This is a genomic window from Pseudomonas sp. Irchel 3E19 (assembly GCF_900187585.1).
GTDB classification, from domain to species: Bacteria; Pseudomonadota; Gammaproteobacteria; order Pseudomonadales; family Pseudomonadaceae; genus Aquipseudomonas; species Aquipseudomonas baetica.
In genome coordinates this window covers 1-19,566 of sequence record NZ_FYDT01000077.1, presented here as the reverse complement: position 1 = coordinate 19,566, position 19,566 = coordinate 1, and the positions used below count along the sequence as shown (strand labels likewise).

General features: G+C 56.1%; 17 protein-coding genes and 1 pseudogene. 13 read left to right on the top strand and 5 right to left on the bottom strand.

What is annotated here, in order from left to right; genetic code table 11:
- Nucleotides 1–196: 196 nt before the first annotated feature.
- A complete protein-coding gene (locus CKW18_RS28200) occupies nucleotides 197–1,573 on the bottom strand; it encodes an MFS family transporter (protein WP_095191779.1) in 1,377 nt (458 codons plus the stop codon).
- Nucleotides 1,574–2,069: 496 nt separating this feature from the next.
- Here CKW18_RS28200 and CKW18_RS28195 point away from each other — a divergent pair, with 496 nt between their 5' ends.
- The 3 genes from CKW18_RS28195 to CKW18_RS28185 all read left to right on the top strand — a co-directional run bounded on the left by CKW18_RS28195 (nucleotide 2,070) and on the right by CKW18_RS28185 (nucleotide 5,016).
- A complete protein-coding gene (locus CKW18_RS28195; RefSeq protein WP_170947336.1) occupies nucleotides 2,070–3,011 on the top strand; it encodes a LysR substrate-binding domain-containing protein in 942 nt (313 codons plus the stop codon).
- A gap of 75 nt (nucleotides 3,012–3,086) precedes the next feature.
- Entirely contained in the window at nucleotides 3,087–3,803 is a 717-nt protein-coding gene (locus CKW18_RS28190) for an alpha/beta fold hydrolase (protein ID WP_256587116.1), read from the top strand.
- Between the two features lie 103 nt (nucleotides 3,804–3,906).
- Entirely contained in the window at nucleotides 3,907–5,016 is a 1,110-nt protein-coding gene (locus tag CKW18_RS28185) for an MFS transporter (RefSeq protein WP_095191777.1), read from the top strand.
- A 90-nt stretch (nucleotides 5,017–5,106) separates the two neighbouring features.
- On the opposite strand, the gene CKW18_RS28180 is transcribed toward CKW18_RS28185, so the two are convergent.
- Nucleotides 5,107–5,985, bottom strand: a complete 879-nt coding sequence (locus CKW18_RS28180) for a LysR family transcriptional regulator (RefSeq protein WP_095191782.1) — start codon at nucleotides 5,983–5,985, stop codon at nucleotides 5,107–5,109.
- A 146-nt stretch (nucleotides 5,986–6,131) separates the two neighbouring features.
- Here CKW18_RS28180 and ripC point away from each other — a divergent pair, with 146 nt between their 5' ends.
- Nucleotides 6,132–6,968, top strand: coding sequence for an itaconate degradation C-C-lyase RipC (gene ripC / locus CKW18_RS28175; RefSeq protein ID WP_095191776.1), 837 nt, complete (start codon nucleotides 6,132–6,134; stop codon nucleotides 6,966–6,968).
- 24 nt (nucleotides 6,969–6,992) lie between these two features.
- On the opposite strand, the gene CKW18_RS28170 is transcribed toward ripC, so the two are convergent.
- The gene (locus CKW18_RS28170) at nucleotides 6,993–7,889 is read right to left on the bottom strand and encodes a LysR substrate-binding domain-containing protein (RefSeq protein WP_095191781.1); all 897 of its coding nucleotides are present in this window, start codon (nucleotides 7,887–7,889) and stop codon (nucleotides 6,993–6,995) included.
- Between the two features lie 162 nt (nucleotides 7,890–8,051).
- Between CKW18_RS28170 and CKW18_RS28165 the strand changes: the two genes are divergently transcribed.
- The 3 genes from CKW18_RS28165 (at nucleotide 8,052) to CKW18_RS28155 (ending at nucleotide 11,639) form a co-directional block, all read left to right on the top strand.
- On the top strand, nucleotides 8,052–9,218 hold the full coding sequence (locus tag CKW18_RS28165) for a CaiB/BaiF CoA-transferase family protein (protein ID WP_095191775.1): 1,167 nt from the start codon (nucleotides 8,052–8,054) through the stop codon (nucleotides 9,216–9,218).
- Nucleotides 9,215–10,054, top strand: coding sequence for a MaoC family dehydratase N-terminal domain-containing protein (locus CKW18_RS28160; RefSeq protein ID WP_095191774.1), 840 nt, complete (start codon nucleotides 9,215–9,217; stop codon nucleotides 10,052–10,054). The genes CKW18_RS28165 and CKW18_RS28160 overlap by 4 nt, the downstream gene beginning before the upstream one ends.
- Nucleotides 10,055–10,268: 214 nt before the next feature.
- Entirely contained in the window at nucleotides 10,269–11,639 is a 1,371-nt protein-coding gene (locus CKW18_RS28155; RefSeq protein ID WP_095191773.1) for an MFS family transporter, read from the top strand.
- A gap of 128 nt (nucleotides 11,640–11,767) precedes the next feature.
- On the opposite strand, the gene CKW18_RS28150 is transcribed toward CKW18_RS28155, so the two are convergent.
- On the bottom strand, nucleotides 11,768–12,670 hold the full coding sequence (locus CKW18_RS28150) for a LysR family transcriptional regulator (protein WP_095191772.1): 903 nt from the start codon (nucleotides 12,668–12,670) through the stop codon (nucleotides 11,768–11,770).
- A gap of 118 nt (nucleotides 12,671–12,788) precedes the next feature.
- Here CKW18_RS28150 and CKW18_RS28145 point away from each other — a divergent pair, with 118 nt between their 5' ends.
- The 6 genes from CKW18_RS28145 (at nucleotide 12,789) to CKW18_RS28120 (ending at nucleotide 18,271) form a co-directional block, all read left to right on the top strand.
- On the top strand, nucleotides 12,789–13,979 hold the full coding sequence (locus tag CKW18_RS28145) for a CaiB/BaiF CoA-transferase family protein (RefSeq protein ID WP_095191771.1): 1,191 nt from the start codon (nucleotides 12,789–12,791) through the stop codon (nucleotides 13,977–13,979).
- A 14-nt stretch (nucleotides 13,980–13,993) separates the two neighbouring features.
- Nucleotides 13,994–14,962, top strand: a complete 969-nt coding sequence (locus tag CKW18_RS28140; protein WP_095191770.1) for a hydroxymethylglutaryl-CoA lyase — start codon at nucleotides 13,994–13,996, stop codon at nucleotides 14,960–14,962.
- Nucleotides 14,959–15,354, top strand: coding sequence for a VOC family protein (locus CKW18_RS28135; protein ID WP_095191769.1), 396 nt, complete (start codon nucleotides 14,959–14,961; stop codon nucleotides 15,352–15,354). The genes CKW18_RS28140 and CKW18_RS28135 overlap by 4 nt, the downstream gene beginning before the upstream one ends.
- A complete protein-coding gene (locus CKW18_RS28130) occupies nucleotides 15,351–16,292 on the top strand; it encodes a D-2-hydroxyacid dehydrogenase (protein WP_095191768.1) in 942 nt (313 codons plus the stop codon). The genes CKW18_RS28135 and CKW18_RS28130 overlap by 4 nt, the downstream gene beginning before the upstream one ends.
- A gap of 166 nt (nucleotides 16,293–16,458) precedes the next feature.
- Nucleotides 16,459–16,842 carry a VOC family protein gene (locus tag CKW18_RS28125; RefSeq protein WP_095191780.1) on the top strand — a complete coding sequence of 128 codons (384 nt, stop codon included), beginning with the start codon at nucleotides 16,459–16,461 and terminating at the stop codon, nucleotides 16,840–16,842.
- Between the two features lie 97 nt (nucleotides 16,843–16,939).
- Complete coding sequence (locus CKW18_RS28120) at nucleotides 16,940–18,271, top strand: dicarboxylate/amino acid:cation symporter (RefSeq protein WP_095191767.1); 1,332 nt, start codon at nucleotides 16,940–16,942, stop codon at nucleotides 18,269–18,271.
- A gap of 258 nt (nucleotides 18,272–18,529) precedes the next feature.
- Here the strand turns inward: CKW18_RS28120 and CKW18_RS30735 are convergent.
- Nucleotides 18,530–18,733 (bottom strand): annotated as a pseudogene (locus tag CKW18_RS30735) (site-specific integrase); the annotation flags it as partial.
- Nucleotides 18,734–19,566: the final 833 nt, after the last annotated feature.

Below are 19,566 nucleotides of genomic sequence, written 5' to 3'. Positions count from 1 at the left end.
GGGAACATCCCCAAATATCTCGCAGAGTTGCATGCCTCAGCCCCGCATTATGTCCTGCCACATCGACGCGAGGAGCGCATTTATCCTCGGGCAATCAGGCTCAAATCGCCGAAGTATCCGATCAAAAACAAAAATGCCAGTCAGCTTAACTGACTGGCATTAGCCCGGCAGGCCCTTTTTTGTAGCTGCTGTTAGTTCAGACCCTGGCGGTGCTCGGTTTTGAGCAACCCTTGAGTCCGGTGCGCTCTTCGATCTCACCGGAACCGCTGATGTACCCATGGCGAGACAGGTTCGGCATCAACATCGCAGCGATGAAGGTGATAGTCACTACCGCCGCGACGTAGAAGAAAAAGTACTCCTCGATACCCTGTGAACGGAGCGACAGGGCCACGTACTCGGCAGTGCCACCGAATGCCGCGTTACCGACGGCGTATGGAAAGCCCACGCCCAGCGCACGCACCGCAGGCGGGAACAGTTCAGCTTTGACGATCCCGGCAACCGGGGTGTAGAGCGATGCAATGACCAGGCCGCCAAACACCAGCAGGAATGCCGTAAACGGGTTGCTGACCGACTGCAGGGAGTAGAGCAGCGGGATCACCAGCAGCATGGCCAATCCGGAAAACATCAACATGTGTGTCTTGATCCCGATACGGTCAGCGAGCAAGCCAAACAGTGGCTGGCAGAGCATGAAGCCGACCAGGGCCGCCGTCATGATGAAGCTGACCGTTTCCGGGCTGAAACCGGCGGAGATCACCAGGAACTTCTGCATGTAGGTAGTGAAGGTATAGAAATACAGCGAACCGCCGATGGTGAACGCCACCACCAGGGCAACCGCGCGTTTGTGTTTGAACATGCCGCGCAGAGAGCCGGCATCCTTGCGGTTCATGTCTTTCTTGTTGGCGGTTTCATGCATGGCGCGACGCAGATACACCACCACGATCGAGCTCAGTGCGCCGATGAAGAACGGAATCCTCCAACCCCACTCTCGCAACTCTTCGCCGGTCAGGGTTTGCTGGAGAATTACTACGGTCATCAAGGCCAGCAGCTGACCGGCAATGATGGTGAAGTATTGAAACGAGCCATAGAAACAGCGGCGGCCCGGTGTCGCGATTTCGCTGATGTAGGTGGCGCCGGTGCCGTATTCAGCACCGACCGACAGGCCCTGAATCAGCCTGGCTACCACGAGCAGGATCGGCGCCGCGACGCCTATGGTTGCGTAGGTCGGCATGACGGCGATCAGCAGCGATCCGGCGCACATCATGAACACCGAAATGATCATCGAAACCTTGCGGCCGCGAGTGTCAGCGATCCAGCCGAATATCCAGCCACCGAGCGGGCGCATGAAAAAGCCTACGGCGAAGACGCCCGCGGTCGCCAGTAGCTGGCTGGTAGTGTCTCCCTTGGGGAAAAACGAAGCGGCAAAGTAGATGGCGGTGTAGGCGTAAATGAAAAAATCGTACCACTCCACCAGATTGCCCGAGCAGGCACCCATGATGGCTTTGACGCGGTTCGGCGCTCTCATCGGAGCGGCTTCGGCAGCGTGGTCTTTGGCGTCTGTGATTGATGCGGACATGATGTTCACCCTTTCTTCAAGGCGAGGCGATACGAGGAGCACGCTGATGCGTATCCGACGTGACTGACTCGATGGGTTGTTGGGTTTAACGAAGAGGCGTGAACCCGTTCACGGCCGGGTTTCTGAAGAGAAGGGGGAGGGAGGATGCACGAGCGTGGCGAGCTTTACGTGGCCGGAGGAAGCCGGACAGGTCAGGTAAGACGAAGCATTGAACATCATGGCGCGAGCCCTCGAATCTTATTCTTGTAGTGAGTCGAGCGCTCTTTGGCGCCGACGTTGATTGCACGCTACCGCAGAGTCAGAAGGGTAATAAGCCGTCAGGCAGGCCTAACTGATATACCTAAATTCTATAGCTTGGCGAGCAGCCCCGGTGGGCCGGGGGATACAGCCGACTCGAAACTCCTGAGACCTCACGACACGCGGTTTGCGGTGCATTCCAAGGTGCGCAAATGCGATTACACTCACAGCACTTTCGACGCATATCGCGCCGAGCCCGATGCTGACAGGCCTGGTAATGGATGTCGTTCAACTCAAGACCCTGATTCATGTGGCCGAGCTAGGCAGTCTCAGCAAGGCCTCCGACCGGCTTCACATCGCGCAACCGGCACTTAGCCGGCAAATTCGATTGTTGGAAAAGGAGCTCGGCACCTACCTGTTTGATCGACACGGGCGAGGCATGGAGATTACCGATGCCGGCCGCGAAGTGCTGGCGCATGCCACCCGAATAATGGAAGAAATGGAGTCCATTCGAAGTTCGGTGGTGGGAGGGAAGACTTCTTTTCGGGGAACGGTCGTCATCGGTACGACGCCGACGGTAGCGGAAATTGTCACCGTTCCGTTGGTACGCAAGATCAAAGAAGCGCATCCAAATCTCGCCGTCAGGTTTTCCTCGGCCTTCAGCGGCTATCTGTTGGATTGGGTTCAGCGTGGCGAATTGGAACTGGCGATTTCTTACGATCCCCAACCCCTGCATACGCTGCGTATCGTGCCGGTGATGATGGAGAATCTGCTGCTGGTCGGCCCCGCCAGCGCCAACCTGCGTCTTGATACACCGGTGTCGTTCGAGTCGTTGGCTGAGCAGCAATTGGTATTGCCAAGCGCTCGACATAGCCTTCGCGTGATTCTGGATGATTGTGCGCGTGAAGTCGGGATCAAGCTCAAGACCAGCGTTGAAGCCGACTCCTTTGGAGCGATGATTGCCTTGGTCTGCAATGGCTTCGGTTTGACCGCTTTGCCTTTGGCATCGATTTACACGCAAATCGAAGCGGGTGTACTCAGTGCAGCTCCCTTGGTCGACCCCATTCCCATGCGCAAACTTGTTCAGGTTTTTCCCGCGGACAGGCGAGTCAGTCCGGCCGCCAAATTTGTCGGGGATGCGTTCATCGAGATCGCTGCCGATCTGGTCAGTCGCAAGATCTGGGCTGGGCACATGCTTTGAGCCAACGGCCAATCTGCTAGCCCCAGCGTGCGAAAGCCGTCCATCCTTGACCCAACCTTTCGAGGGAGACTCCTGTTGGCTTTCAACAACATGCCGCTCGTGCTGATTCCCGGATTGCTCTGTGATGAGCGTCTCTGGGCACACCAGAAGACGTCCCTGGAACACTCGACGCCCATCTACATTCCAGATGTCTCCCTCGACGCCAGCATTGCGCAGATGGCGGAACGAACACTGGATGAGGCACCACCGCTCTTTGCTCTCGCCGCGTTGTCCATGGGTGGGTATGTGGCCATGGAAATCATGCGGCAGGCGCCTGAACGGGTGAAGAAGCTGGCCCTGTTGGACACCATTGTGCGACCGGACGATGAAGCCCGAGCCAAGGCACGACGGGGTCTGCTGACACTGGCTCAAATGGGCAGGTTCAAGGGCGTGACGCCGCAATTGCTCCCCAGGCTCGTGCATCCACGCTGCATCGGTACGCCCATTGCAGATACCGTTCAGGCGATGGCGCAAACGATTGGAAAAGAAGGTTTCGTTCGTCAGCAACAGGCGATCATCGAGCGTGCGGACTATCGGCCTCTGCTCGAAACGATTGCAGTGCCTACGTTGATCGTTGTGGGTCAGAACGACGAAATCACCCCTCCTGCCGAATCCGAAGAGATCCATCGGGGCATACCGCAATCACGTCTGGTTGTGCTGGCTGAATGTGGACATCTGCCACCGCTTGAGCATCCGCAGTTGACGACGCAGCTGCTGATTCGATGGCTAGATGAATCGTTCACTTACCCGTAGTTGCGCAGCTACCCACCACTTCCGTTTTTTACTCACCGCTGATGACACTGTCTTGAACCATCAAACGCAACTGCCTGGCGTATTCGGCATTTTTACATTGGGAATGCTGCAAGTTCTGGTCTGGGGAGGTTCGTTCTTCCTCATGGCCGTCATGGCCGATCCGATCATGAGAGAGACCGGTTGGGCCAGCCAATGGGTGTATGGCGCGCTGTCGCTGAGCATTCTGGTGTCCGCGATGCTGGCGCCATTGACCAGTCGGCTTGTCGCCCATTACGGCGGCCGCCCCATCCTGGCCAGTAGTGGCCTGGGCGTCGCCATCGGGCTGTTTTTGATGGCCAGCTCGACCTCGTTGCCGATGTTTCTGTTGTCTTGGGCGGTGATTGGCGTCGGTATGGCGCTGGGGTTGTATGAAGCGCTATTCGCCACTTTAGGTTCTCTATACGGGGAGCGGGCGGGTAGTGTAATTACCGGCATCACGCTTATTTCCGGGTTTGCGACAACGCTGTCATGGCCCACGGTTGCGTTGGTCATCGAACATGTTGGCTGGCGCATGACGTGCGTGGCTTATGGGGTGTTGTTGGTCATTGTCGTGGCACCGCTTTATCTCTGGGTGCTGGCGCGGGGCGCGGGCCCCCTCGCAAAAAGCCATGCCATGAGTGATGAAAGCCTCTCAATCGACAGGCGGACCTACTTGCTGCTCACACTGATTTTTGCGTTGGGTGCGGTGATCATGACGGCAATGTCTGTGCAGTTGATTTCATTGCTGCAGGGGCAGGGCTACTCGCTTGCAACCGCCATCGGACTGAGCGCCTTGCTCGGTCCGAGCCAGGTAGGTTCGCGCGTTCTACAAGTGTTCTCGCGAAAGAGACACCCTATCTGGACGACATTGATCTCCGTAGTATTCGTAGCCATGGGGCTATTGTTTGTGACCATCGCGCCGGCAATGACTGCCCTGGGTCTAGTGATCTACGGTGCGGGTAATGGTTTGCGGGCGATAGTCCGAGGCCTGCTGCCATTGGCTCTTATGTCGCCCACCCATTATGTTTTGCTGATGGGGCGCATGGCTCGGCCTTCGCTCATTGGACAAGCCTTGACTCCCCTCGCAGGCGGTTACCTGTTACAGACCTGGGGCGCTGGCGGTGTGCTGGCGGGCCTGAGTTCGCTGGCCGTATTGAATGTGCTGTTGGTGTTTTTGCTCATTCGGTGGGTGTGAAAAAACTAATCACTTCACGACAATTTTTTAGCTCTTCACAATGGCCTCTTTCGAATGCAGTCGGCTTCCATACCGGCGGAGAGTGTGTAGTTAACTGACTGCACAATTTATAAAGTTCTGCAGGAAAATCGAGTTGTCACTGCGACGCCAGGCGAGTGTAAGCCGGGCGATAGGTGATACATCATTTATCTCTTTGAAAACCACCCCTGCGGCATGCACTTGCTGCATCGAAGCCGGTACAAGCGAAACACCCAGTTCCGCTGCTACCAAATGCACGACAGAGGCAAGTTGTGGAGCGCTTTGTCCCAGAATCGGATCAAAGCCCGCATCGCGGCAAGCAGCGATAACGGTGTCGAATAAGGTAGGTCCTACTTCTCTGGGATAGAGAATGAAAGGGTCCTGGCTGAGATCTTTCAGGCTCAATTTTTTCTGGCGTGCAGCCACATGATCTTTTGGCAGAACCGCGAGCAACGGTTCCTCCGAGAGAGTTCGCATCGTCAAATGATCAGCTTCAGCTATTCCTGGGCGAATAAAAACCGCGTCCAGGTCACCTTCCTTAAGGCCTGCCATTAATCGAATGGTATTGCTTTCCTCCAGGGTCAAATCGACGTCCGGGTATGCCCGCCGAAAATTGCGAATCGCCGCAGCCACGACCGGATTGAAACTTGCGGAGGCAGTGAAACCTATGCGCAGCGCCCCCAACTCGCCCCGAGCGGCTCGTTGAGCCGCATGCGTTGCTCGTTCTACCTGAGCCGGTATGTTTCGAACCAGGTCATGAAACGCCTGCCCAGCCGCAGTCAACTCTGCGCCTTGCGGAATTCGGTGAAATAACCGGGTGCCCACCTCACGCTCCAGGTCGCGGATCTGCAAGCTCAATGGAGGTTGTCCGATGCCGATTTTCTGAGCAGCACGGGTGAAATTCTGCTCTTGGGCGACGGCTAGAAAGTAGCGGATGTGACGCAGCTCCATAAATGTTAGCCCCATAGGTATTTGTAAAACATATGAAGATCGATAGCTCCATACAATAGTCCATTGGGATTCGTCTAGCTATGGTGGTTCACGCCGGCAAGGATCACAGCACGCCTTGCGGCACCTCACCACCTCTGGAGTAGAAAATGTCCATACGTCTGCGCAGTGCTCTTTTCACGCCGGCAACACACCCTGAACGTTTCGCCAAAGCCGAGGAGGTGGACGCCGATATTTTGATCATTGATCTGGAAGACGCGATAGCGCCTAAAGACAAAAAAAGTGCTCGTGCTACTGCTTTCACCACACTCAATGCTGCCAAGGAAACGCGGTTCCCTTGCATTATTCGTATCAACGGACTGGATACGTCCGCGGGGCTTTGTGACGTGCTCGAACTGTTGGCAAGTCCGGTTCAGCCTGAATTTCTGCTACTTCCCAAAACCGAATCTGCTGCGCATTTGCAGATAGTGGACCGTCTGCTCAGCGAAAAGGGACTGAGCACCAAGTTGATCGGCTTGATCGAAAGCGCGGTCGGACTCAACGCGGTATCAGACATCGCTCATGCGACGCCCCGACTCGCTGCACTTATGTTCGGGGCTGCGGATCTGGCGGCGGATCTAGGCTGTGGACCCTTTGCAGCGAATCTCACCTTCGCACGTGTATCGCTTGTGAGCGCGTGCGCGACAGCGGCTATCGCTGCTATCGATTCTCCTTTTTTCGATATTCGCGACTTGGCCGGGCTTGAGCGGGCAGCGCTCCAGGCTGCCGACATGGGGTTTGCCGGTAAAGCGGCGATCCACCCGAGTCAGATTGCTGCCATCAATCAGGCGTTCACACCGACCGCCGATGAGATCGTCGCAGCGCGGGCCATTCTCATTGAAAACTGTCGGGGTGTCGGGCAAGTGAACGGGGTCATGGTCGATGAGGCCGTCGCTCGCCAAGCCCGCCGAGTGCTGGCCCGCGCAGGCCAATCCACTGAGGTGTAAGAACCGGGAAACATGCTCTCTGCGCTATCGATCATTTGCGGGCTGACAAAGAATCTCTATCAGGTTGTCTCGCAACGCGTTCTTTTCTCGCGGGTTGCGCTGTACGCACACTCGTAAATCACGCTTGGCCCATCCCTCTACGAGATCGATAACTTGAAGGCGATCCAGGTCTGCTGGCTCTAACGCTGAGCGTGGGGCGATGCCGATACCCGCTCCCGATGAGACCAGGCGAGCAATTGCCCGAAATCCGGAGACCTGGACGCGCACATCTAATCGCCCGCCAAGGGCACTGGCGTGATTCATCAAAAAGGTATGCAGTGCCGCACCCGATTGAAGGCTGATAAATGGGAGCCCCAGGCATTCGGAAAAACTAACCGAATGCTGGTTGTCAAATCGACCGTTTAATGGCGCTAACAGGACTAATTGGTCCTGCCGGTAGGGCAGAAATTCCAGATCTGGATGGTCGGACTCCAGCGCTACCACTCCGATGTCGGCACGGCCTGAGGACACGGCTGAAATAATGTCATGGCTCAATCGCTCCTCAAGCGTGATGCGGACATTGGGGTGCTTGGAGAAAAAGCGTGCCAGGTCATCCGGTAAATATGAGCTGATGGCATTGTTGTTGGCAAAAAAGGTCACGTGGCCGATCAAACCGTTGGCGAACGGCTGCAGGTCAGTGGTCATTTGCTCCAACTGAGCCATGCAGCGTCTTGCATGTTCGACCAGCACATGACCCGCCGGGGTCAAACCCACACCCCTGGCCTGGCGCAGCAGCAAGGGGGTACCGAGGCTGGCTTCAAGCCCTTTTATGCGCAAACTGACTGAGGAGGGAGCGAGATTACAGCGCTCGGCGCCCCGCGACAGATTGCTTTCCTCGGCGACGGCCAAGAAGACCTTCAGGTCGATCAAGTCGTACATCATTGTGTTAGTCTCCGGCGAAATCATGAGGATTTTGTCTAATCTAACCTCTCGTAAGTCCCACAGTGTTTGTATTTTACAAACGTTGTCTTCGTAAAAGCTCGCTGCTCCCCTAACCGTGATTTGCACATACTTGTGTACGCGAACTGTCAATGGGAGAACCTGATGTCCACTACAAAACCTTTAAAAGGCATTACCGTCGTTTCCATCGAACAGGCGTTGGCTGCGCCTTTATGTACCTGTCGTTTGGCGGAAATGGGTGCAAGGGTCATCAAGGTCGAGCGCGCAGAAGGGGACTTTGCCCGGGGCTATGACGACGCCGCCAAAGGTCACTCTTCGTATTTCCTATGGACCAACCGAGGCAAGGAATCGCTTGTACTGGATTTCAAAAATGCCGACGACGCGATGCTATTGAAACGGATCATCGCCAGCGCTGATGTATTCGTGCAAAACCTGGCTCCCGGAGCCCTTACTCGCGCAGGGTTTGACAGCGCAGAGTTGCGGGCAATGAATCCACAATTGATCACTTGCGACATCAGTGGTTACGGTACTGAGGGGCCCGCCAGTGGTTTGAAGGCGTATGACCTGTTGGTCCAATGCGAAAGCGGTCTGGCCGGCATCAGCGGTTCACCTGAGGGCTATGGCCGCATCGGCGTGTCGATATGCGATATCGGGGCAGGTTTGAATGCTGCGATTGGCGTGCTTTCGGCGTTGCAATTACGAGAACGAACCGGGCAGGGCTCCGGGATTTCCGTTTCGTTGTTCGATGGTGCTGCGGACTGGATGACTATTCCCTACCTGCACGAAATTTATGGCAATGGAGCTCCAACTCGCCAGGGGCTGCGCCACCCTTCAATTGCTCCATACGGTGCTTATACCACTGGCGATCAGCGAGACATCGTGATCAGTATTCAGAACGAACGCGAATGGCAGCAGTTCTCTAACCTGTTCCTTGAAGGTACTGGCGCATCTACTGATCCTCGTTTTGCATCCAACACAGAACGCGTCCGTAACCGAGACGCGCTGGATGCGCTCATCAGTGCGTCCTTCTCCACCCTGAGTGCCGAACAGGCGATCCACAAACTGGGTCAGGCCAATACCGCGTTTGGTCAGGTGCGTTCCGTAGCCGAGATGGCAGAACATCCAGGCCTTCGTAAATGGCCGATGGCAGTCGAGACCGGTGAAGTCGAGATGATTGCTTCTCCAGTACGCGCTCCTTGGGACGAACAACGATTCGAAAAAGCTCCGCTCCTGGGTGAACACAGTGATCGCTTGCGCGAAGAGTTCCAGGCGACAGCCACACAGAACAAACAAGAGGAGGTCCCTGCATGAGTACTATTGATCTTCAACACCTTCGGCAGTGGATCGGCAAGACCCATGTCGACCACGATGTCCTGTCTTCACGCCATGCGCGTTTGATGGCTGCAACGCTGGGCATCCCACAAAGCGATTTGGTCTCGGGTTATCCATTGCCGCCATTGTGGCACTGGTTGTATTTTCTTGACGGGCTGCCGCCTGAAGAGTTGGGGCGTGATGGCCACCCGGCGCGAGGTGGCTTCTTGCCTCCCGTGCCGCTGCCGAATCGCATGTGGGCCGGTGGACAGCTTGAATTCAAGAAAGCGTTGCCGTTGGATGGCAGCGTCGAGAAACGCTCCAGTATTGTTTCGATCGAGCACAAGAAAGGTCGTAGTGGTGAACTGGTGTTTGTCACCGTATTGCATGAAATTTTGCATGCCGGCGAAGTCGCCATTTCCGAACATCACGACATCGTCTACAAGGAGGCAACTCCAGTCGACTCAAACAAACCTTTCGCCGCTATGCCGCAGGTCACTCATTCCTATGAATTGCTGCCTACCTCGACCACGTTGTTTCGCTATTCAGCGCTGACTTTCAATGGTCATCGTATTCACTATGACGTTGATTACTGCCGAGATGTTGAAGGTTACGCGAGTCAAGTAATACATGGTCCACTGAACGCGACTCTGCTGGCAGGCTATGCCGAACGTATCGCGGGAAAGCCAGTAAAACTCTTTAATTATCGAGGCGTTCGTCCTGCCTTGCTGGGAGTGACGCTAACATTAAATGCTGTCCATGAAGGTGATGACTTGCTGTTATGGGTCAGTTTGCCTGATGGCGCAGTTTCGATGCAGGCGCGCGCCAGTTTTTGAGTCTGCATTGCAGTGAGAAATGCACTATGAAGACACATCAAGGCGTTTACCGTTTCGGTTGAAGTAGCCTTTTCCCTAAATGATTTTATTAATTGATTAGATGATTGAACTGACAGTCTGTGCGATTGGCGTTTGTCTTCGCGTGGACTGTTCTTAGGCTGGTGGTTTAGCGCATAAACGCGTCAACAGATTATTTCTGCTCGTGGAGATTGAAATGATAATAATAAGTAATGCTGATAACAGTGCTGTCAAGCGTCCTCCTATTACAAATAAAGCACGGGTTCGAGCGATACTTGGAGCTTGCTCGGGCAATTTGGTTGAATGGTATGATTTTTTCATCTATGCCTATACTTCTATCTATTTTGCTTCGCTGTTTTTTCCGGCAGGAGATCAAAATAGTCAATTGTTAGCGACAGCGGGGATTTTTGCTGTCGGCTTTTTTATGCGCCCCCTCGGTGGTTGGATATTTGGCTACATTGCCGATACGCGCGGTCGAAAAATATCAATGATTATTTCGATTTTCATGATGTGCGGTGGGTCTTTGATGATCGCGATCATGCCCACTTATGAGACGATTGGTGTCGCGGCACCCATCCTGTTGGTTGTAGCCAGGCTGATGCAGGGACTTTCAGTGGGCGCTGAGTACGGAACAGGTGCCACTTATATCAGTGAAATGTCGACTGTCGGGCGCCGATCATTTTTCGGTTCATTTCAATATTCCACAATTATTGCCGGTCAGCTACTTGCGCTGCTGACGGTTGCTGTTCTTCAGCACGTATTGCTTCCGGAAGATTTGAAAGCCTGGGGTTGGAGAATTCCATTTTTCATCGGAGCAATTAGCGCCATTGTGGTCGTGTTTCTACGTCGGTCCATGACCGAAACGGCTTCAGTAAAAGAAATGAAGAGTAAGGAGGCCGGATCTGTTCGTGCATTGTTAAAGCATAAGCGGGCCGTAATTTTAACTGTGGCTATCACCATGGGATGTTCCCTGTACTACTATACGTTCACATCGTATATGCAGAAATACCTGGTGCTGTCGGTGGGGATGGATGCGGGGACGGTAAGTTTTATCATGACGTCTGCCTTAGTGTGCTTCATGATTTGCCAGCCATTTTTCGGCATGCTGGCAGACCGTATTGGCGTGAAAAAAAGCATGATGATATTTGGTGGTTTGGCAACAGTGTTGGTTGTGCCGATTTTAACCACGTTAAAGACGGTGTCGAGCCCTTATGCGGCCTTTGCGCTAATTATGTCTGGTCTTCTTATTGCTGCATTTTATACGCCCGTAACTGGCGTACTTAAAGCGGATCTTTATCCGGCCTCGGTCAGGGCGTTGGGCGTTGGTCTGCCTTATGCTATCGGCAATGCATTGTGTGGCGGCACCGCGGAGTACGTCGCATTGATGCTTAAGTCTATGGGGATTGAAAGTTACTTCTTCTATTACGTAGCTGCATTGGTATGCGTGACGTTCATTGCTTCGGTATTAATGCCTGATTTGCGTAAGCACGGGTATCTGGATGGCACTGGAACTGTCGAGGACAATTTCGCGAAGTCGTCTGGGTACGGACGTAGTGCGCATTCGTAAATTAGACGTGAGGTAACTATTGCGCTTTTGCCACTGTCGCATGTGCCACGTACACATGAGGCAGTGTTTTTTTTTTGATTTTGGCCACCCATAACCCAAGTGCGCGGACAGGGACATTTACACCGCTGTCAGCCATGTACGCTACTCAGATACTCAAACAACTTGGCCGCTTCCGGGGCCAGTTGCGCCTGACTTGCGACCCCCACGAACAAGGTGCGATGAGCCCAGTCATCACTCAAGTCGACCGCAATCAAGCGGGTACCGAGCAATTCGGCACGTACAGATGGCAACGGCAAAATCCCGATACCCAAGCCTGCTTCAATCATGCGACAGATGCCGTCGAAACTGCTGACCTGGATCCTGACCTTGAGGATCTTGCCCGCACTCACGGCGGCATCGGTGATTCTGCGCAGCAACGAGCTGCCTTGGTTGAGCGCTACATAATCGAAGCCAAGCGTATCGGCAAAGGACACACGGCGCTCATTGGCCAGTTCATGGCCAACGGGCACAAGTAGCACGAGTCGGTCATCACGGTAGGGCAGTTTGTACAGTCCCTCGGCCGGTACGTTATCGGCAAAAATGCCGATATCGGCACGCCCGTTTTCCACGGCTTGAATAATGGGTTCGCTGAGCGCTTCTTCCAGCCCTATGCGCACGTTCGGGTTTGCCCGCAGGAACGACGCCAGGTCATCCGGCAGGAACTGGACGACGGCGGATGTGTTGGCGAACAACCGCACATGCCCACGCACACCAACGGCGTAATCACTGGCGTCGCACGCCATACGGTTCACGCCTTCCAGAATCGTTCTGGCATGTTCAACGATCCCTTGTCCCGCCGCGGTCAGTTCGAGCCCTCTGGGCAGGCGCACGAACAGTGGGCACTGGGTCGTTCGCTCCAGCTCGGCTAAACGTTTGCTGGCCGCAGAGACCGTCATGTTGGCTTTTTCGGCGGCACGGGTCAGGTTGCCGGATTCGGCGGCGAAGATCAGCAAGCGCAATGACAGCAGATCGAAATGCAGGGGGTTAATCATCAAAGGGATCCAAGGTTTTCCATTCTGGAAAGAGTAGTGGCGAAATATGAAATTTTCATCTGCCGAATTTGTGTCGATTATCCATGCCACAAGTACTCAACAAGAACGGGAAAACGTCATGAGGTTACCTCTGCAAGGTGTCAAGGTCGTCGAGCTCGGTCAACTCATTGCCGGGCCATTTGCGGCGAAAATGCTCGGTGAGTTTGGCGCCGACGTGATCAAGATCGAGCCTCCTGTTACGGGTGACCCATTGCGCAAATGGCGCTTGCTGCACGACGGTACTTCCGTCTGGTGGGCCGCGCAATCTCGCAATAAACGCTCGCTGACCCTCGATTTACGCCAGAGTGAAGCCCAGCAGGTCGTACGCCAATTGCTGGCCGATGCGGATGTGCTGATAGAGAATTTTCGCCCCGGGACCCTGGAAAGCTGGGGGTTGGGCTGGGACACACTGCACGCCCTGAATCCAAAACTCATCATGCTCCGGGTCTCCGGTTACGGCCAGACCGGGCCCTATCGTGATCGCCCTGGATTTGGCGTGATCGGTGAGGCGATGGGCGGACTGCGGCATCTTTCCGGCGAGCCTGGGCGCACGCCGGTCAGGGTTGGCGTTTCCATTGGCGACTCGTTGTCTGCCTTGCACGGGGTGATCGGGATTCTGCTTGCCCTGCGTCATCGTGAGCAGAACGGCGGTGACGGCCAGCAGATCGACGTGGCGCTGTACGAGTCTGTGTTCAACATGATGGAAAGCCTGTTGCCCGAATACTCGGTGTTCAACGTCGTCCGTGAGCCCGCTGGCAGCAGTTTGCCTGGTATTGCTCCGACGAATGCCTATCGCTGCCGCGACGGCGGTTTTGCCTTGATCGCCGGCAATGGCGACAGCATCTATCAGCGCCTGATGGAGGTGATTGGTCGCCGTGATCTGGGGGCCGATCCCGATCTTGCGCAAAACCACGGCCGGGTGTTGCAGGTTGAACGCATCGATGCCGCGATTTCTGAATGGACTGTGCGGCTCAACCTCGACGAAGTCTTGTCGATCCTGACCGAAGCGCGAATTCCGGCCGGCAAGATTTACAACGCTGCCGACATTGCCCAAGACCCGCATTACCGGGCGCGCGACATGTTGCTCGACAGTCACCTGGACGACGGCACACCGGTGACCTTGCCCGGCATCGTCCCCAAGCTCGGCACCACGCCTGGCAACGTGACTCGTTCGGCGCCGACCCTAGGCCAGCATACCGCCGAGATTCTTGGCGAGCTCGGCATCGACACTGCGCAGCAAGCCGACTGGCGCCAACGCGGCATCATTTGAACCGGAGAATGAACATGCAACGTCTTTTCTTGCAGGAAGTCGCCACACGTGACGGCTTTCAGAATGAAGCGCGTTTTATCGAAACCGTCGACAAGATCGCCATGATCGACGCCCTCAGTCAGTGTGGTTTCGCCAAGATCGAGGTCACCTCGTTCACCTCGCCCAAGGCCATCACTGCGCTGCGCGATGCCGAAGCGGTGATGCAGGGCATCCAGCGTAACCCTGCGGTGGAATACACCGTGCTGGTGCCTAATGTGCGTGGCGCCGAACGGGCTCTGGCGTGCAACATTGATGAAGCCAACCTGGTGATGTCGGTCAGCGAGCCGCACAACCGTTCCAATCTGCGCATGAGCCGCGAGCAGTCGTTTGCCCAGCTCAGCGAAGTGGTCAGCGTCATCGGCCAAGGCCCGGTGGCGATCAATGTGTCGTTGTCGACGGTGTTCGGCTGCCCGATGCAGGGCGATGTACCGGTGGGGGAGGTGTTGCACTGGGTCGAGCGTTTTGCCGACCTGGGGGCTCGCGGCGTGACCTTGTGCGACACCACTGGCATGGCGTACCCGAGTCAGGTCGAGGCGCTGTCTCGGGCCGTCCGTGAGCGTTTTCCGGCGCTGCAACTGACCCTGCATTTCCACAATACCCGTGGCATGGCCCTGGCCAATGCGCTGGCGGCCATCGAGGCCGGGGTCGATCGTTTCGATTCGTCCCTCGGCGGCCTGGGCGGTTGCCCTTATGCGCCGGGGGCCAGCGGCAATGTGTGCACCGAAGACCTGTTGCACATGCTGCAGTTGATGGGCTTCAACACCGGGGTTGATCTGGATCGGGTGCTGGCAGTTGCCGCGCAGTTGCCGGGTTTAGTCGGCCACGACATTCCCAGCCAGATCCTCAAGGCCGGTAAACGCCTGGACCTGCACCCGATACCCGCCCATGTCGCCAGCCTGGAAAAACAGGTTCCGTCGGCCTGCACCCCGGAGCTGCACCCATGATCAATCATCTCGACCATTGGGTGCTGACCACCATCGACCCCGTGGCTGCCGAGGATTTTTACGTGCGGGTCATGGGCATGCAGGTACAAACCTTCGCCGGTGGGCGCAAGGCGTTCGCTTTCGGTCAGCAGAAAATCAACTTGCACGTGCGTGGCCACGAGTTCGAGCCCAAGGCGCACTTGCCGGTGCCGGGAGCGCTGGACCTGTGCTTTATCGCCTCGATCCCCCTGGATCAAGTGATTGCGCACCTGGCCCGTATCGACTGGCCAATCATCGAAGGCCCGGTGTTGCGCACCGGTGCCACCGGGCCGATCCGTTCGGTGTATGTGCGTGATCCGGACCTGAACCTGATCGAGATTTCCGAACCCGTCCAGCCGGAGCGTGCAGCATGAAAGTAGTGTTTCTCGACAGCGACAGCTTGCCCGTGAGCATTGCTCGCCCGGCCTGGGTCACGGACTGGCAGGACCGCCCCGACACCATGTCGGACCAAGTGGTGGACGCCGCCCGGGATGCCGATGCCGTGATCACCAACAAGGTACGCATTGGCCGGGCTGAACTTGAGCAATTGCCGAACCTGCGATTCATTTGCGTCGCGGCCACCGGTTACGACTGCATCGACCTGGCGGCCTGCCGCGATTTTGCCGTGACGGTGTGTAACGTCCCGGCCTACTCGGCGCAAAGCGTCGCCGAGTCGGTGATCGCATCAATCTTCGCCCTGCGTCGACAGCTGTTCGTCTATCAGGCCGCCGCGCTGCGGGATTGGCCGGACTCGCGACATTTTTGCGTGCATCGCGCGCTGATTCAGGATGTTCAAGGCAGCGTGCTGGGCATCATCGGCCGGGGCGGCATCGGCCTGGCCACTGCGCGTCTGGCGAGCGCCCTGGGCATGCAATTGCTGTTTGCCGAACACCGTGGCGTGGTCCCGGTGCGAAAGGGTTACCAGTCTTTTGAAACGGTGCTGGCGCAAAGCGATGTGATCTCTCTGCACTGTCCGCTGACCGAGCGTACTCGACACCTGATCGGAGCGCCGGAACTGGCACAGATGAAACCCGGCGCCTTGCTGATCAATACCGCTCGCGGACCGTTGGTAGATGAGGCCGCAGTGCTCGATGCACTGGACAGCGGCCGCCTCGGTGGCGCGGCTCTCGATGTGTTGTGCCAGGAACCACCTCCGGCCGACCACCCCTTGCTCAACAGCCGCCATGCCAACCTGATCGTCACTCCCCATGTGGCCTGGGCCAGCCAGAGCAGCCTGCAACGGCTGGCCGACGGCATCCTGGGCAACCTGCAGGGCTACCACTCGGGGAACCTGATCAACCTCGTGTCGTAAATGCTTCACCACCTAACAAGAAGGTCCACTTATGAAAACAATAACAATCAAACCGGTCCGTCAGTTTGTCTCGTTGTTCATTGCCGCGTTGTCCCTGGGCACATTGCTGCAGATAACGCCTGCCGTGGCGGCGGCCATCGTGCCGCCAGGTGCTCCGGTGGTTGGGATGATCGATCACGTCGACCACATCGTTCTGACCGCCACCGACCCGCAAGCGACCATTCATTTCTACACCGAGGTGATGGGCATGCACCTGGAAAAATTCGGTGAGGGCCGGGTGGCTTTCACGTTCGGCAACCAGAAAATCAACATGCACGTGCGCGGCCATGAAATCGAACCCAAGGCCCACGTGCCCGTACCTGGGGCCCTGGACCTGTGCTTTATCGCCAGCGCACCACTGGACGAGGTCATCGCCCACCTTAAAGCGGTGAACTGGCCGCTGGTCGACGGACCGGTGACCCGCACCGGTGCCAGGGGACCGATTCGCTCGGTGTACCTGCGTGATCCCGATCTCAACCTGATCGAGATTTCCGAGTACATCCAGAAGTAACCATCCCCCCCGAAACAATCTTCCCTGGCGATCGATCGCGCACCGGTAGGGCGATCGGCTGCCTGGGGAAACGCATCACGCCTGCGAGGAAGCTATCATGACAACAACAATTACACCCTCGATTGCCGAAAAACCACCGAGCCATTCACGTCTGCGCCGAGTGTTCCGCCATCTGTATGTGCAGGTGCTGCTGGCGATTGTGCTAGGCATCATTTTCGGCCATTTCTACCCCAGCCTCGGCGAAGAGATGAAGCCGCTGGGCGACACGTTCATTAAACTGATCAAGATGCTGATTGCACCAATCATCTTCTGCACCGTGGTCAGCGGCATTGCCAGCATGCAGAGTCTCAAGCGCATCGGCCGGGTCGGCTTCAAGTCGTTGCTGTATTTCGAAGTGCTGACCACCCTGGCGCTGGTGATCGGGCTGATCGGGGTCAACCTGATGCAACCCGGCTCAGGCATGCACATCAACCCGGCGACTCTCGACGTCCATGCCGTCGACAGCTACAGCAAGTTGGCGCACGAACAGAGTGTGGTGGGGTTCCTTACCCATATCGTGCCCAGCACCGTGTTCGGCGCCTTTGCCGAGGGCGATATCCTCCAGGTGCTGTTCATTTCCATCCTGTTTGCCTTCGCCTTGCAGATGCTCGGTGCCGCCGGCAAGCCGCTGCTGAACCTGATCGACCTGGTGGCCCAGGCGTTTTTCCGGATGGTTAAGATCGTAATGTACGTCTCGCCGTTGGGGGCCTTTGGCGGCATGGCCTTTACTATTGGCAAGTACGGCGTGGGTTCCCTGGGGGCGTATGGCAACTTGCTGATCTGCTACTACGTGACCGCGCTGTTTTTCGTGTTTGTGATTCTCAATCTGGTCGCACGCTTGGCGGGTTTCAGTCTGTGGCAGTTTCTCAAGTACATCCGCGATGAGCTGTTTCTGGTGCTGGGTACCTCGTCTTCGGAGTCGGCATTGCCTCGGTTGATGGGCAAGCTTGAGCGCTTGGGGTGCGAGAAGTCGGTGGTGGGGCTGGTGGTGCCTTCGGGTTACTGTTTCAACCTCGATGGCAGTTGCATCAACATGACGGTACTTGCGATTTTCATTGCCCAGGCGCTGGATATCCCGCTTGACCTGTGGCACCAGATCACCTTGTTGCTGATTCTATTGCTGACCTCCAAAGGCGCGGCCAGTGTCACCGGCGGTGCGTTCATTACCCTTGCGGCGACCCTCGGCAGCCTGGATGTGATCCCGGCGGCGGGGCTGGTGTTGGTACTTGGGGTGTACCGTTCCATTTCCGAGGGCGGGGCGTTGATCAACGTCATCGGCAATGGTGTCGCCACGCTGTTCATTGCCAAGTGGGAAGGGGCGCTGGACGAAGAGAAGCTGGCGGCCGAATTGCACAAGGGTTGTGCCCGTGAGCTAGAGGCACAGCCCTGAAGGAGTTGTCGCAAGACAGCCCCAAGACCGCTCAGTCCACGAAAGCTGAGCGGTTTTGGGTTTCTAAAACAGGTTGTTTTGAAAGACGGTACCGGTTTGCCGTTGACCTGATAAAGGACGGTCGCACGCTCATCCGCCCAGACCTCTGGTCTGGATTGAGGGATCAAGAGGTAGCTACTGAATCAGAGCTGCACTACTCGGTTTGATCAGCTTTTTTGGGCGCACTGTTAGTGATGTTTAAATATCTATTTAGCTCATGCTCACCACTTTTACGTCCACATGCCCATCATCCTGCTTGTTCGGACAGCACCACTGGGAATCTCCCGTCTAGGTCTTGAGTTCCTGAAAGAAATGCAGGGCGAAGGGGGAGAGGCAGACATGGCGGTCCTATTTCTTGCCCCAGGTGCCTTTGACGTTTTCGCTGGGGAGGAACCAGGTCTGCTGTACCAAATCGATATTTCGGGCAGAGATTCGACCGGCCAGATTGCCATCCTCCCTGAGGATTCGGCCGGCATCGTTGGCGGTCAGCGACTCGAGTTCTTTAATGGTGATTTTGGCCATAAAATGGCTTCCCCCTACTTTTCCCCCCACAAAAACGTCGGCTCTTGATGGACGTTACTGGACTCTCGTAGAGCAGAACACCGCTGGAGCTCAAGTAAATACTAGCTTTTGAAAATCCACAGTGAAATTTTCGAGGCTTTCAAGAAATATGAAAAAGGAGATGGGGTGCTAGGGGTCGAGTGTTCGAATCACTCCGTCCCGACCATATTTTTCAATGACTTAGCCCAATCTGAAAAGGTTGGGCTTTTTCATGTCTAAAAAAATACTCCCACATTTACTCCCGCGGATATCTTGGATCTCGGTAGATATGCCACTTGAGAGGCGTTCGACTCTCGTTTCCCCGGGCAGGTCGTATCACTGCAAGAGCCTGAAGGCGCGAAGACGCTTGTTAAAGGGTTGCCGATTTGGAGAGCGGTTGCGGTTGATGCAGAGTCGCGCCGCAAAGCCTGGTAAGCCCGAAGTCTGTATATACAGTCAAGGTCGTTCTCTCCAAAAAACATTTTGACTCGGCTCTAGGGCGGTAGTTTTAGAGCTTGAAATTTAAGCTATGCCCCCAATTTTGCCCCCAGTCGCGGCGGGTGCGCGGGCGATCTCGATTGGCGATTGTTGTAGTGGTCTAATGAAACCGGACACCCATTTAGGCGAGAATGCTCGCCAGATAGAGGTGTCTGATGACCAAACAACGTCGTTCTTTTTCCGCTGAATTCAAACGCGAGGCCGCAGGCCTCGTGCTC